General features: G+C 68.5%; 6 protein-coding genes. 1 reads left to right on the top strand and 5 read right to left on the bottom strand.

Annotated features, from left to right (window positions below):
- Position 1: 1 nt before the first annotated feature.
- The 4 genes from ACN0RJ_RS00790 to ACN0RJ_RS00805 form a co-directional block, all read right to left on the bottom strand.
- Positions 2–1,021, bottom strand: a complete 1,020-nt coding sequence (locus ACN0RJ_RS00790) for a glycosyltransferase family 2 protein (RefSeq protein ID WP_417723108.1) — start codon at positions 1,019–1,021, stop codon at positions 2–4.
- 3 nt (positions 1,022–1,024) lie between these two features.
- On the bottom strand, positions 1,025–7,489 hold the full coding sequence (locus ACN0RJ_RS00795) for a type I polyketide synthase (RefSeq protein WP_417723109.1): 6,465 nt from the start codon (positions 7,487–7,489) through the stop codon (positions 1,025–1,027).
- Between the two features lie 187 nt (positions 7,490–7,676).
- The gene (locus tag ACN0RJ_RS00800) at positions 7,677–9,044 is read right to left on the bottom strand and encodes an oligosaccharide flippase family protein (RefSeq protein WP_417723110.1); all 1,368 of its coding nucleotides are present in this window, start codon (positions 9,042–9,044) and stop codon (positions 7,677–7,679) included.
- Positions 9,041–9,901: a glycosyltransferase family 2 protein gene (locus ACN0RJ_RS00805; RefSeq protein WP_417723111.1), complete on the bottom strand. Its 861-nt coding sequence runs from the start codon at positions 9,899–9,901 to the stop codon at positions 9,041–9,043. The genes ACN0RJ_RS00800 and ACN0RJ_RS00805 overlap by 4 nt, the downstream gene beginning before the upstream one ends.
- Before the next feature lie 162 nt (positions 9,902–10,063).
- Here ACN0RJ_RS00805 and epsE point away from each other — a divergent pair, with 162 nt between their 5' ends.
- Positions 10,064–11,275: an exopolysaccharide biosynthesis GT4 family glycosyltransferase EpsE gene (epsE, locus tag ACN0RJ_RS00810; protein ID WP_417723401.1), complete on the top strand. Its 1,212-nt coding sequence runs from the start codon at positions 10,064–10,066 to the stop codon at positions 11,273–11,275.
- Here the strand turns inward: epsE and ACN0RJ_RS00815 are convergent.
- Positions 11,272–14,208, bottom strand: coding sequence for a calcium-binding protein (locus ACN0RJ_RS00815; RefSeq protein WP_417723112.1), 2,937 nt, complete (start codon positions 14,206–14,208; stop codon positions 11,272–11,274). The two genes, epsE and ACN0RJ_RS00815, sit on opposite strands and share 4 nt — an antisense overlap.
- Positions 14,209–14,391: the final 183 nt, after the last annotated feature.

The raw sequence follows: 14,391 nt of genomic DNA on the forward strand, positions 1-14,391 counted from the left end.
CTTACTCCGCTTTTGCCCCGATGACGGCGGGCGTCGGACGGGCGCCCCCCGCGTGGCTTTGTCCCGGCACGGGCCGGGTCATCGCCCTGAGGTCATGTGTCAGAAGATCGCGCAGAAAATGTGGCGGATCGGCGGGCGGTTTGCCCTGAAGCAGGCGCCGCACCCTCCAGAGCACACCGCCCGCCCCATGCGCGAGGGTGGCCAGGACCGCATAGCCCCGGCCGTGATTCTTGGTGAAGTAGTGCCACCGGCTGTCGAGCCAGAAACCGGGCACGCGGGCCCAGGTCTTCATCCCCGTCGAGACCGACCCGATGTGGGTCACTTCGCTTTCGCGGATGTAGTGGGTCTGGTGCCCGGCGCGGGCGGCGCGCAGGCAGAGGTCGGTTTCCTCGAAGTAGAGAAAGAAGGTCTCGTCGAAGAGGCCGATTTCGTCCAGGACCGACTGCCGCATCATGATCGAGGCCCCGGCCAGCCAGTCGACCCGTCCCGTGGGCGGCGTGCCGATCGGCACCGCGCGGTGCTTCAGCAGGCGCGATACCGGGCCGAAACGCACGGCGCCTTCGAATTCCGACGCGATGGAGGGAAAGCGGAATGCGGTCACGTGTGGTTCGCCATCCTCGCCGTGGATGTAGCTGCCGGCGAACCCGGCCTCGGGATGGGTGTCGAGATGGCGCTTCAGAAAGCCGATGCTGCCGGGGTCCGGAAAGGCGTCGGAGTTCAGCAGGTAGACGTAGTCCGGCCGCGATCCGTCCGACCATCCGGCGCGGATGCCGACATTGTTCCCCGCACCGAAGCCGCCGTTGCGCCCGGACTGGATCAGCCGGACCGGCGCGCCCCGCGCCCAGTCGGCCGCGGCGAGTTCGGCCTGCATCAGCTCGAACGAACCGTCGCCGCTGTCGTTGTCCACCACCACGATTTCGGCGTTCAGCCCCGCCATCTCCCGGAGCGCCGAGCGGACCGAGCGCAGCGTCATCTCCGGCGTCCGGTAGTTCAGCGAAACGATCAGAAGCCGCGCGTCCATGCCCTACTCCGCCGCCCGCGATCCGGGAAAGGTGACCACTTCGCCGCCGCTGGCGGGCGTGTCGGCGCCGGTGATCGCCTCGCGCATCAGCGCGGCCAGTACCCTGACGTTGGGTTCCAGCACCATGCTGTCATGGTCGCCCGGCACCTCGTGCACCTCCACGTGCGGCACGAAGCGGCGCCAGTCGTTGTCGGGCAGCACGTAGGCGCGTTCCGAGTTCACCATGCGGTCCGGCGCGACCTGCCACTTGCCGACCAGCGGCGGGCGGTAGAGCACCAGCCGGCCCTCCCACGGACGGACCGTGTAGCGGCCCACGGCGGTGAGAAAGGCCGCCTCGATCTCGGCATTGTGGAAGCTGTGCTCGGCCCCGGTCTCGTCCTTCGCGCGGCGTTTGGCGATTTCCCAGCGGATGCGGTTGCGGGCCCAGACGAGGGGGTAGAACAGTCCCTTGGCCCGCGCCTCCTGCCACTGGATCACCGCGCGGTCGCGGCGGGACAGGGGACGGCGCACCGGCAGCGGCGTGTCGAGCAGGACGCAGAGCGCGACCTCCTCGCCCGCCACTTCGAGCTGGCGCGCGATCTCGTAGGCGGTGATGCCGCCGCCGGAGAAGCCGCCGACCATGTAGGGGCCTTCGGGCTGCACCTGCCGCATCTCGGCAATGTAGTCGCGGGCCGCGTCCTCGATGCTGTCGTGGGGCGCTTCGCCGCCGTAGAGGCCGCGCGCCTGGAGGCCGTAGAACGGCCGGTCCGCGCCCAGAAGATGCGCGAGGTGGCGCAGGTTCAGCACGTTCCCGAACATCCCCGCGACAAGGAAGAACGGGCGCCGCGCGCCGCCCTCGCCGTCATGCATCGGCACGAGGTGGGTGAACCGCCGCTCCGGCGCCTTGGGCGCGACGTCGGAGGTGGCGGTGCCGTCCGGGCCGAGGCCGGTCCGCTCCGCGATCATCGCGGCGCATTTGCGGATCGTCGGCGCCTCGAACAGGACGGAGATCGGGAATTCGATGCGCCAGGCCTTCTTGACCATGGCAAAGAGGCGCACCGCGATCAGGCTGTGCCCGCCGAGATCGAAGAAACTGTCCTCGACCCCCACGTTCTGCACGCCCAGCAGATCCTCCCAGAAACCGACGAGCGTGCGCTCGATATCGTTGTCCGGCGCGACGTAATCGCCATCGAGCTGCGGGCGGTCGAATTTCTGGCCGTCGGCCTTCACCTCGGACGAGGCGGCGGTCTGCCGGGTGAGCTGGTCGAGGTCCATGGAGGACACGACCACCTGCGGCAGGCCCAGCGCCAGCGCCCGCGCAAAGGCGGTCACGCCCTCCTGCGGAAGGATGCCCTGCGAGAGATTGTGCGCGAGGCGTTCCTCGGCGGCGGACAGCGGTTGCGAGGCATCGCCTGGCGCCTCGGCCTCCAGTTCCGCGGCGCTGAGCCGGGGCGCGGCATGCAGGACGTCGGCACTGGCAAGCTTGTGGATGGTAAAGCCCGACACCTCGACAAGCACCATGCCGTCGGGGGCACACAACGTAATGTCGAAGCTGGCCGTTTCGGCATCGGCGCGGTTCTCGGCGGCGTTGCGGACCCAACTGACGATGCTCCCGCCCAGCGGGGCATGCACCCGGACGCGGGAATAGGACACCGGCACCCAGAGATGGGTGGGCTGGTAGCCATCGATCAGTTCCATCGCCCAGCCGGTCGCGATGTCCAGCAGCGCCGGATGCAGCACGCAGCCGTCGTTCTGCGCCTGCGGCGGCAGGGACAGGTCGGCGATCCCCTCGGCCCGGCCCAGCGCGCGGCCGTCGAGCACCTTCCAGCGCGGTCCGAAGGCCAGCTGCACCTCCTGCGCGGTGGCAAGCTTGGCGCCCGGCGCGGCGCTCACCGGCTTGCCGCAACGATTGCGGATGGCGGCAAGGTCCAGCGCATCGGGGCGGCGCAGGGGCATCAGGGACAGGGTCGCCTGCGCGGTCAGGGCGTGGCCGCGTCTGCCGCCGAGGGTCGCATCGGCGAGAACCTCGAAGCCGTATCCCTCGTCGCGCCGGCTCAGGCGCACCCGCACGTCGCGGGAGGCCCCGTCGGCCACGCGGAGCGGGCGCAGGAAGGTCAGATCGCGGATCTCGAAGGCGCCGGTTTCGCCCTGCGCCCTCAGCGCATGGGCGGCGAGCGTCAGGTAGCCTGTACCGGGCAGCAGCGCATCCCCGGACTTCGTGCGATGTTCGTCGATGATCCAGTCGGCCGCCGAATAGCTGGCGGTGAACAGGCGGTTGCCCTTGGCATCGAAGGTCTTGCTGTCGAGCAGCGGCACCGCGACCGGTTCGACCGGCGCTTCGGGCGTGTCGCCCCGGCGGGCGGCGACGGCCTCGGCGGCCATGCCGACCTCGTTCCAGATGCCCCAGTTGATCGCGGTGACACGGGTCCGCCCCCCGGCGCGGCTGCGGGCGAAGGCGTTGAGGTACTCGTTGGCGGCAACGTAATCCACCTGCCCGGCCGGGGCGGTCACGGTCGAAGAGGATGCAAAGAGCACGATCCAGTCGCATTCCCCATCCGGGAAAATTTCCCCCAGTACTTCGGTGCCATGCAGCTTGGGCGTGAACACATCCTCGACCGCGGAGGGCGACTTGGTCATCAGCGGACCGTCGTCGATCACCCCCGCGCCGTGGATGACGCCGGTCACGCGGCCGAAGCGGCTCTCGGCCTCTGCCTTGACGGCGCGCATCCGGGTCAGGTTGCAGACGTCGGCGGCGGCGACCATGACCTCCGCCCCGGCCTCTTCGAGCGCCTGCACCGCGCGGATGCGGCGGGCGAGCGGATCGCGGGGCGCGTGCCGGGCTAGGTATTCGGGCCAATCCGCCCGCTTGGGCAGGTCCCGGCGGGCGATCAGCACGAGGTTGGCCCCCCGCGAGGCCAGGTCCCGTGCCAGCGTCAGCCCGATGCCCCCGAACCCGCCGGTGACGAGATAGGTGCCGCCTTCTGCCCGGAGGGGATCGGCCTCCGGCATCGGAACCGGCTTCATGGCGCATTCGAACCGCCGCGCGCCGCGCAGGGCGGCGATGGCGTTGGCAGGCTCGGACAGGAGGTCCTCGAGCAGCGCGTCGGTCAGGGCCTCGAACGCGGCGGTCCGGGCCGCTCCGGCACGGGCGGCTGCGAAAAGGGATTGCTTCCCGATATCGGGAAGGCACAGATCGAGGGTCGATACCGTCACGCCCGGCAACTCGCGCGGAATCACCCGGGCGGGGCCTGCAACGGTGGATTTCGACGGGTAGGGCAGCGCTTCGTCCCGCACCTGCGCGGCACCGTTCGTCACCACGGTCATGTGCAGCGGGCGGGGCAGATTTTCCTCGGCCACGGCCTGCGCGAGAAACAGCAGCGAATAGAAGCCCTGTTCCTGCACCCGGTGGAAGAAGCTGGAGCCGGGGCGGTGGTGTTCCCCCTCGGTCACCATCCAGAAATGCGCGATCCGCGTCGGCACATGGCCGCGCAGGGCAAGATCCCGGATCAGCAGGTCGTAGCCTTCGCGACCGCGCTCCGGCGCGACGATGTAGCGCGTGTCCGAAACCCGGGTGAAGCTGTCGCCGGGGCGCACCTCGACCACGGTATGCCCGGCTGCGGTCAGACGGGCGGCGGCCCGTGCGGCAAGGCCGGCCTCGTCCATGAACATCAGCCAGGTCTGCGGGTCGGCGTCGGAGATGGCATGGGCCACGTCGACCTCGACCTGCGCGGCGCGGGGGCGCCAGACCGGCTTCCAGCCCCATTGCGCCACGTCGTCGGTGCGCATCAGGTATTGCGGCGCCGTGTCTGTCTGCGCCTTGCCGGGCGCGATGAAATAGGGCGCGCGCTGGAAGGCGTAGGTGGGCAGTACCACGCGGTTGCGCCGCGCCTCGCCCCAGATCTGCGACCAGTCCACCGTCGCGCCCAGCGCCCAGAGCCGCCCCAGCACCTCGAACATGTGCTTGTCGTCGGGGATCGCATCCTCGGGATGACGCAGCGAGGACAGCACCTGCTGCCCCGGCACCGTCCCGTGCTGGCGCGCGAGGGCCGACATCGCCCTGCCCGGTCCGACCTCGAGGAAGATGCGGTCGGCACGATCCGACAGCGCGCCGATGCAATCGGCGAAATGGACGGTGCCGCGCAGGTGCTCGACCCAGTAATCGGGCGAGGTTGCCTGTGCGTCGGTCATCAGCTGACCCGTGCGGTTCGAGGTCAGCGGGATCTGCGGCGGGAACAGGTCGATGCTGCGCAGGTAGGCGCGGAAATCGTTCAGGATCGGGTCGAGCATCCGGCTGTGGGCCGCAATGTCGATGGCGATGCGCTGGCAGTCGACGCCATCCGACTTCAGGGTCTTTTCCAGAGCGTCGAGCGCGGCTTTCGGTCCGGAGGCGACGGACAGTTCGGGCGCATTGACGGCGCCGAGGTCCAGGTCCCGACCCAGGTAGGGCTGCAACCTCTCCGCAGGCAGGTTGACGGACAGCATCCCCCCCGCGGGCACGGTATCGAACAACCGCCCGCGCAGGTGAACGAGGCCGATGCAATCCTCGAAGCTCATCACGCCCGCCACGCAGGCGGCGGTGTTCTCGCCCATGGAATGCCCGGCCAGCGCCGCCGGCGTCACGCCCCAGCTCATCCAGAGCTGCGCCAGCGCGTATTCCACGATCATGATGAGCGGCAGTTGCAGCGAGGGCTGTTTCAGCGCCGCGTCCGCCTCGGCGCGCGCGCCGTCTTCGGGCAGCCAGAGGGCGCGGATGTCGTGATCCGACAGATCGGCCAGCACGTCGAGCCCGCGGTCCATCCATTCGGCAAAGACCGGCTCGGTCTCGTAGAGGTCCTGCGCCATACCCGCATATTGCGCGCCGCCGCCGGGGAACATGAAGACCACGTCGGGCCGGTCCAGCGCGGAATGGCCGTGCACGCGGCGGGGGTTGTCCTCCTCCAGAAGGCGGGCGGCCTCCTCGTGGCTCTCGGCCACCACGACGCGGCGCTTTTCAAAGGCGCGGCGGCCCTCCTTGAGGGTGAAGGCCACATCGGCCAGCGGCTGTTCGGGATGCGCGCGCAGATGGGCGGCAAGGCGCCTGGACTGCTCGTCGAGCGCCGCCTTGCTGCGGGCGGACAGGGTGAGGATCTGGAACGGCCAGTCGCTGTCTTCGGAGGCGGCACGCTCGGGCGCTTCCTGCAGCACGGCATGCGCATTGGTGCCGCCGACACCCAGCGAATTGACCCCGGCCCGGCGGGGATGCGCGCCACGCGCCCACGGGGTGAGCGCGGCGTTCACCATGAAGGGCGAGCCATCGAAGTCGATCGACGGATTCGGGGCCTCGTATCCGAGGGAGGCGGGAATTTCCCGGTGATGCAGCGCCAGCGAGGTCTTGATCAGTGCAGCCACGCCCGCCGCCGTGTCGAGGTGCCCGATGTTCGTCTTGACCGAGCCGATGCGGCAATGCTGCACCGCGTCCGAGCTTTCGCGGAAGGCCTGGGTCATGGCGGCCACCTCGATCGGGTCGCCGAGATAGGTGCCGGTGCCGTGGCATTCCACATAATCGATGGTGTCCGAGGTCACGCCCGCGATCGCCTGCGCCTCGGCGATCGCCGCCGCCTGGCCGTCGACGGAGGGCGCGAGATACCCGGCCTTCTGCGCGCCGTCGTTGTTGACGGCGGTGCCCTTGATGACGGCCCAGATGTGATCGCCGTCGGCAACGGCATCCTTCAGGCGGCGCAGCACCACCACGCCGGAGCCGGAACCGAAGACCGTCCCCTGCGCGCGATGGTCGAAGGCGTGGCATTCGCCGTCCGGCGACAGGATCTCGTTTTCCTTGTAGAGATAGCCCCGCCCCTGCGGCAGTTCGATGGTCACGCCGCCCGCAAGCGCCATGTCGCATTCGCCGTTCAGCAGCGCCTGACAGGCGTAATGCGTCGCCACGAGCGAGGTGGAGCAGGCGGTCTGCAGGTTGATGGACGGCCCGTGCAGGTCGAAGACATGGCTCAGCCGGGTGGTCATGAAGTCCTTGTCGTTGCCGGTATGGCGCAACAGGAACATGCCGGTGTTTTCCACCAGATCCGGATTCGAGCAGACGTTGAAATAGAAATAGCTGCCCATGCCGCAGCCCGCAAAGACGCCCACCTGGCCGTCGAAGGTCTCGGGGACATGGCCTGCGGTCTCGAACGCCTCCCAGGCGGTTTCGAGGAACTGGCGGTGCTGGGGGTCCATGATCGCCGCTTCCTTGGGAGAGAACCCGAAGAATTCCGCATCGAAATTCTCGAACCCGTCGAGCGGGGCGGCAAAGGGCACGTAGTCCTTGTGACGCAGCAGGCCGGGCGCTTCTCCCGCCTCCAGCAATGCCTCGTCCGAAAGGCGGCGGATCGAACTGCGGCCGGCGCGCAGGTTGTCCCAATAGCGTGCGATATCCTCCGCACCCGGAAGATGGGCGGCCATCCCGACGATCGCGATGTCGTTGTCGTCCGAATCGTATTGCATATCGACTGCCATGACCCCTTGACCCCGCCACGCTTGACCGCCCCTCTGGTAGACAGGAAATGGGGAGGAATTGCGGCGCTTTTTAGGTATCCACCCCACGAGCGCCGCAATTGCGAAGGGTTTGCCCCGCATTTGTTGCGCCGAGGGCGACAATAACAATTTCAGGAGAAATTGTCGCGTTTTTCGGAATTTACCCGGGTCAGAAAGAGGAATCCGCAAGCGTGGCGATGGCCGGCCAGTTGACCATCGCGGCCACCAGCGCCAGCCCCGCGCCCATCAACGCGAACAGCGCATCGTGCATCGGATCCCAGGCCCCCATGCGCCGGGCCAGCCAGACCACGACCGGATAGGCCAGCAGGAAGGCGACCCCCTGCGCTATCAGCGCGCCGAAAAGCCCCGCCATCTGGACGCCGATCAGCAGGCACCCCACCATCAACACCGCGCGGGTGAGCGCCAGAACGAAGAAACTGCGGCTGTCTCCGGCGGCCAGCGCCGCCTGATCGTAGGTCTGCACGATGATCTGGGGCATCTGCATCACCGCGATGATGACGGTGACGGCCCCGGCCATGAGATAGCGGTCGTCGTACATCAGATCGACCAGCCAGTGGCCGAGCAGGGCGAACACCCCCACCATGAGCATCAGCAGCGCGGTCACCACGCAGCGCATCTTGCGCAGCCTGAGGAAATTCTCGCGGCTCTGCTTCGGAGGGTTCTCGCGGTAGATCGGGATGAGGATCTTGCGCGTCACCATCCCGCCCAGCAGCATCGGGAAGGAGGCGAGGAAGAAGCCGATGTTGTAGACGCCGAACTGGTCGAGCGGGACGAACTTGCCGATCAGCAGCTTGTCGGCCTGGGAAAAGAAGAAACCGCAGACCGTGGAAAGAAAGATCCACTTGCCGAAGGTCACCAGTTCTTCGACGGCGGCGCGTTCCCAGCGGAAGCGGTTCCTGCCGCCTGCGAGAAAGCGGGAGTTCAGGTAGAGTTCGGCGAGGGTGCTGACGATGCCGCTGGCGACCAGCGCCCAGACCGAGCCGGTCGCCCAGGCCAGCGTCACGGCGGCAATCAGCCCGATGGTCTGGGTGCCGAGGTCGATCACCGTCACCCGCCCGAGCATGAGATGCCGGTTCGCCGTATCCATTCGGGTCGGTCTGAAGCCGAGAATGACGAGGGTGAAGCTGGCCACCGGAAGCAGGTGCAGAAGCTGCGGCTCTCCGTAGAATGCGGCGGTGGGCCAGGCCAGCCCGCAGGCCACCAGCCACAGGGAGATGCCGCGCATGACCTGGATGGTCCAGGCGGTGTCGAGGAAATCCTGCTCGTCGCCGCGCTTGCTCTGCAGGATCGCGGGGGTCACGCCGACGTCGGAAAACTGCGTCAGCCCGACCATGAAGACCGTCACGAGGGCCATCATGCCGAAGGCTTCGGGGAAGAGCAGCCGCGTCAGGATGAGGTTCGACGTCAATCGCAGCACCTGGCTGAAGCCGAAGCCCCCCACCATGAGCAGCGACGACCGGATCGCCCGCGCCGCCAGCGAGCTTCCCCGCACCTGATCCATGAAGGCAAAGGTCATCGGCCGCGGCTCCAGTCCGTGGGGGGCGCGGGCCGCATCCGCACGGCAAGCGCGACACCCGTGTAGACCGCGAACCCGACGGGGTCCCCCGCGGCAAGCGCGAGCTTTCCCGACAGCGGCACGGCCGGGGTGTCGTCGTTGGCGGCCAGCTCCGGGAAGCGGTCGGCGATCTCGGTCACGCCGGTGTCCTGCCGGCGCCGCACGCGGATCAGGTTGCACATGCCTTCGGCGATGGGCCAGTCGTAGCTGGCGGGCACGCCGATCCGCTCGTCCGGCGCAAAGCTGAGACGCACGAAGGTGTCGTCCGAGATGATGTCGGGAAAGGCCCCCCACCGCGCCCGGCCCGCCGCGTTCACCGCGAAGACCCCGCAGCCGGGCACGCCCTGTGCCATGAACGGCACCCGTCGCCAGATCCGGGCATAGGCGCGCGAGACCGCCCCGCGCGCGGTGATCCTGACGCGGCCGCTGGCATAGCGCGGCCGGTCGGTGTCGAGCGCATGGTGCAACTGGCCGAGCAGACCGTTGCTGACCGTGACATCGGCATCGAGATAGACCCGGATCGCGCCGCGCGCGGCAGCGTCACCGGCGTTGAGCGCGCCGAGCTTTCCGCCCTCGTCGCGTTCGATCACCACCAGTTCCCACCCCCGCGCGGCAAAGACCGGGGCCATGGCGCGGGCCCGGTCGGCGGTGTCGTCCCGGCAGCCGTTGGCGATCACCAGGACTTCGACAAAAGAGGGATTCGTCCATTTCGATCCGCAGAGCGCACGCAGGCACGGGCCGATCCATTCGGCCTCGTTGCTGGCAGGAAGCACGACCGACAGGGCCGGAACCGCCCGCACGGCCGGGTCATCCGCCATGATTCGTACCAATGCAGCCACACATGTTCAAAATCCAGCCTCACTTGACGATCCGGGTTGCCATCAAACTGTGGCCAAACAATGAAATCGCATAAAACAAATATCGAATGCCGGACCATACCGGCTCGGCGGTAAGACAGCGGGGGATGCGTGTCGCAATCATTGCGGATCGGTTACCTTGTGCCCCAATTCCCGGGGCAGACTCATATATTTTTCTGGCGCGAAGTTCAGGCGCTGGAGGAGATGGGCCACAAGGTGCATCTGCTGTCCACCCGCATGCCGCCTCCGGGGCTGATTTCGCACGACTGGTCGCAGGATGCCATCGCGAAGACGACCTATCTCGGGCAGCTGCGCCCGGTGCCCGCGCTCAAGGCGCTGGCGGACCTGACGCCGCGGGGCCTGCCGGGCTGGTTGCTGCGCGAGGGCAAGGGCTTTGCCCGCGACGTGATCGTGACACTATCGGCCGCGCGGGCGCTGGTCGACCATGCCGCCCGGCACCGGCTCGACCATGTTCATGTGCATTCCTGCGGCCGCGCGGCGCTGATCGCGGCGCTGGCGGCGCAGATGGGGGGGCCGACCTATTCGCTGACCCTGCACGGCCCGCTATCCGATTACGGGCCCGGCCAGAAGTTCAAGTGGCGCGGCGCCAGCTTTGCCACGATCATCACCCGCAAGCTGCTGGCCGAGGCGGTCGAGGCCCTGGGCGACGCGCTTCCCGACCGCGTGGTGGTTCGCCCGATGGGGGTCGATACCGCGCGGCTGCGGCGCCCGGCGCCGTATGTTCCGCCGGAACATGGCCGCCCGATGAAGCTGTTCTCCTGCGGGCGCCTAAACGTGGTGAAGGGACACCAGGACCTGATGTCCGCGGTGCGCCAGCTTCTCGACCAGGGCGTCGACGTGCGGCTCGAGATCGCCGGAGAGGATGACGCGGGCGGCGCCGGCTACCGGACAGAGCTAGAGGCGCATCTGCGCAAGCTTCGGCTTCAGGACCACGTGAAACTGCTCGGCGCGATCGACGCCGACGCGGTGCGCGCCAAGCTGCTGGAGGCGCATGTCTTCGTGCTGGCCTCCTGGCACGAGCCGCTGGGCGTCGCCTACATGGAGGCGATGTCCTGCGGGGTGCCGACCATCGGGACCGACGCGGGCGGCGTGCGCGAACTGATCGAGGACGGTATCTCGGGCAAGCTGGTGCCGCCCAAGGACCCGACCGCCCTGGCCCGCGCGATCCGCGACCTCGCCCAGAACCCCGAAGCGGCGACGCGCCTGAGCGCGGGCGGTCGCGCCAGGGTCGAGAACGACTTCCGCGCCAGCCTCGGGGCGGAAACCCTCGCGGATGAGATCCTGCGCACCAAGGGCATCGACGAAGCGCCCTAGAGGCCCGCCGTCGCCAGCCGTTCGCCGGGCGTTTCGGTGAATTCCAGCCGCTCCACATCGGTGAGCGTCACCCGGCCAGCGGGTCCGGTGGCGATCAGGTGGTTCCCCTCGCGCGCAAAGGCATAGTCCGCCCGGCGCCCGTCGAGGATCGCCAGATCGTCGCCCGGCCCGCCGGAAAGGTAGTCGCCCCCGCCGCCGCCGATCAGCGTATCATCCCCGCCGAGACCGAGGAGGATGTCCTCTTCGGGGGTGCCCGGCAGCCGGTTCGCGGAGGCATCGCCGCGCCGGGTGACGCCGTCGGCAAAAGCGCCGGGGTCACGGTCCTCCCAATCGGTGGGGGCGGTGGCGTTGTAGGCCATCAGCATGTCCCAGCGCGGGTTGGTGTCGTCGAGGTGGCGCAGCGCGCCCCAGCTTCCCCATTTCGACGCCGGGGCGACATCCACGAAGGCGTTGAACAGGGTTCCCCCCGCCGCCGTCCAGCCGGTGAGCAGCTGTTCGTAGAGCTTGGCCATCTCGGGGCTGTAGTTGAAGACCTCGAAGAACGCGGTGAGGCGTTCGTCGTTCACCCGCTCCATCTGCGCCGAGGCATGGGTGCCGCCCTCGTACATCAGCAGGCGCAGGCCCGCGGCTTCGGCGGCCCCGGCATGGTAGGGAAAGATCTCGTCGGTCAGTTCCCTGAGCGAGCCGTCCTGCAGCGCCATCGCCACGGGAAGGATCGCCGCGTCGAACCTGTGTTCGCGCACCTCCTCCCGCAGCGCCACGCGCCGGAGGCCCTTTGCCTCGCCCTCTCGTTCTGCCTGCGCTTCGGAGCGGGCCAGCCAGTCGTCGATCCGGGGCGCCATGTCTTCGCCGCCCAGTTCATAGCCGAAATACCCCGCCACCGCGTAGGCATCGAAACTTTCCGCAGGCGGGTGACCCAGCCGCAGATAGGCCAGCGGCGCCGTCAGGATGCTGTCTTCCAGCCCCGGCCAGCCGGTGTGCGTCGCGACGATGCGGACCAGACGGCTGTCTGCCTCGTCTCCGAAGACCTCGGTCCAGATGTCCATGACCTGCGCCGCGCGCAGCCCGTAGAACTGCATCCAGCCGGTTTCGGAGGGGCCCCAGAGCTCTTCGGAGCGGCTTGCCGCCCAACCCGCCTGCGGAAAGACGAAATTCCAGACCTCGTTGGAATATTCGACATGCGCCTTCAGCCGGGGATCGAGATCCGCCTTCACCGCCTCGGCAAAGCGCCGGACATAATCGTCATCGGCCATGTGCGGCAGGGTGAACCAGGGGTCCGCGCCGACGAGGTTGGCCAGCGCGATCATCGCTTCGAGCGGCACGCCCCAGGCGGACCAGGTGTAATCGGTCAGCCGGGGCCGGTCGGCCCAGCCCTGCACGGGCGAGCCGTTGGTCATCATCCAGTCCATGAACCGGACCTGCCGCAGATCGTGGATGCGGTCGATCCAGTCGGGGTTGAAGATCGCACCCGCCTCGTGAAGCGGCAGAAGATCCTCGCGGATCACCCGGATGTTGCGGATCGGATCGTCGGCATCGGTCGCGCTGATCGAGATACCGACCGACCCCTCGCCCGGTTCGTAGTGGAATTCAGCCCTGTTGCTCTCGCGGTAGACCCGCCGCGCGCGGCCGGTGATGTCGAGATCGCCCTTGCCCTCCCAGAACACCAGGTACTTGCCGCGCAGGAACAGCGCATCCTCGGGCTGATCGGTGAGCATCAGCGCCTCCAGCCGTTCGGTGCGCTCGGGAATGCGGCGCGGCCAGCCGTTGTCGTCGAGAACCCCTTCGGCGCGCAGCTCTTCGGCGGTAACGCCGCCCCACTGGCCGGGCAGGTGGCCGACCCATTCCCGCGCGGTCTTCATCACGTCGATGAAGGGCTGCTGGGTCGACCAGTCGGAAATGCCGTTCAACCCCATCCCCAGGGCGGGAATACTTTCCGGCCTCGCGCCGCGCGGGGGAAGCTCGACCGCCGCCCGACGCGGCAACGGCGCCGGATCGGCGGCGGGACCGCCCGGCGCCCCGGCATCGGCGGCGGCCCGGCGGTAGGGCGCGACCGCCTCGACGATCCGCGCAGCGATCTCGGGGTAGCGGTCGACGATCTCGGGCAGCAGCGTGTCCGGGGGTCGGTAGCCGGCAGGCGGCGGCGCGTCGTAAAGCACCACGTAGGAAATCATCGCCGCAAGGAAATAGAGCGAGGGCGTCCCGTGCGGATCGGCATCGACGAACAGCGCATCCGCAGGCAGGTCGCCGAGGATGCCGTCGCGGGCCAGCAACTGCCCGAGCACGCGCGACACCGGAAGCAGGCGGGCATCGACCTCGGGCCGGGCCTCCTTCACCTGCTCCACGAGGGTGTCGTACCACGCGGCATACTCGCCGCCGAGATGGTCGTAATAGCGCCGCAGCGCCCTGTCCGACGGCGGGAACCCGCGCGAGATCGCGTTCATCTCGGCCCAGCCTTCGTAGATCCAGATCGGGGTCCCCGGCACCCGTCCCTGCAGCCAGTCGACGATGCGCAGCGTGGCCCCCAGCGGGCTTTCCCCGGTGGGATTGTCGCCGTCATAGGGCCGGTCGGGCGCCTGGTATTGCAGGAAATTCGCAGGGGTGATCAGCACGCCGACAAAGCCCGCATCGCCGAAGGCACCGCGCCCAGCATCCCAATGGCCGGTCACGCCCGGAATGGTCCAGTTCGGCCGCGGCGGCATGTCGTCGGCAAAGTTGCGCAGGAACCCCCATTGCCCGTCGAGCGCAAGGTTTCCCCCGTCCGCCCGCGCCAGTTCGGCCAGCCAATGGGGCATGTTGGCGTGCTCCTGCTCGCCCAGATGATGCACGAGGGAATTTCCGAAGACGTAAAACGCGCGGGACTGCGACCGCTCCTGCGCCCCGGCCGCCAGCGGCAACAGCAGCGCCAGCGCCGCGGCGCACACCCATCGAACCATCATCGTCTCACCTGCCATGCTGCACCTGCCGCCGACTATGCCAAGCCGCCGCCCCGTCCGAAACCCCCGCCGGGACACGTGCCGCGGCGCAGCGGAAATTTCCGGGGATCTTCGCACGTTTTGGAGTTTTCATTTGCCGCGTTGGGGTTATAGTCCGCCCCATGTTGACCCTTGGCCATACCG

It is taken from the genome of Salipiger sp., from assembly GCF_048261495.1.
GTDB lineage: Bacteria > Pseudomonadota > Alphaproteobacteria > Rhodobacterales > Rhodobacteraceae > Salipiger.

Excerpts from the sequence above, each read along its gene's own strand:
- ACN0RJ_RS00790 (WP_417723108.1), bottom strand. The coding sequence starts at position 1,021 with ATGGACGCGCGGCTTCTGATCGTTTCGCTGAACTACCGGACGCCGGAG.
- ACN0RJ_RS00795 (WP_417723109.1), bottom strand. The coding sequence starts at position 7,489 with ATGGCAGTCGATATGCAATACGATTCGGACGACAACGACATCGCGATC.
- ACN0RJ_RS00800 (WP_417723110.1), bottom strand. The coding sequence starts at position 9,044 with ATGACCTTTGCCTTCATGGATCAGGTGCGGGGAAGCTCGCTGGCGGCG.
- ACN0RJ_RS00805 (WP_417723111.1), bottom strand. The coding sequence starts at position 9,901 with ATGGCGGATGACCCGGCCGTGCGGGCGGTTCCGGCCCTGTCGGTCGTG.
- ACN0RJ_RS00815 (WP_417723112.1), bottom strand. The coding sequence starts at position 14,208 with ATGGTTCGATGGGTGTGCGCCGCGGCGCTGGCGCTGCTGTTGCCGCTG.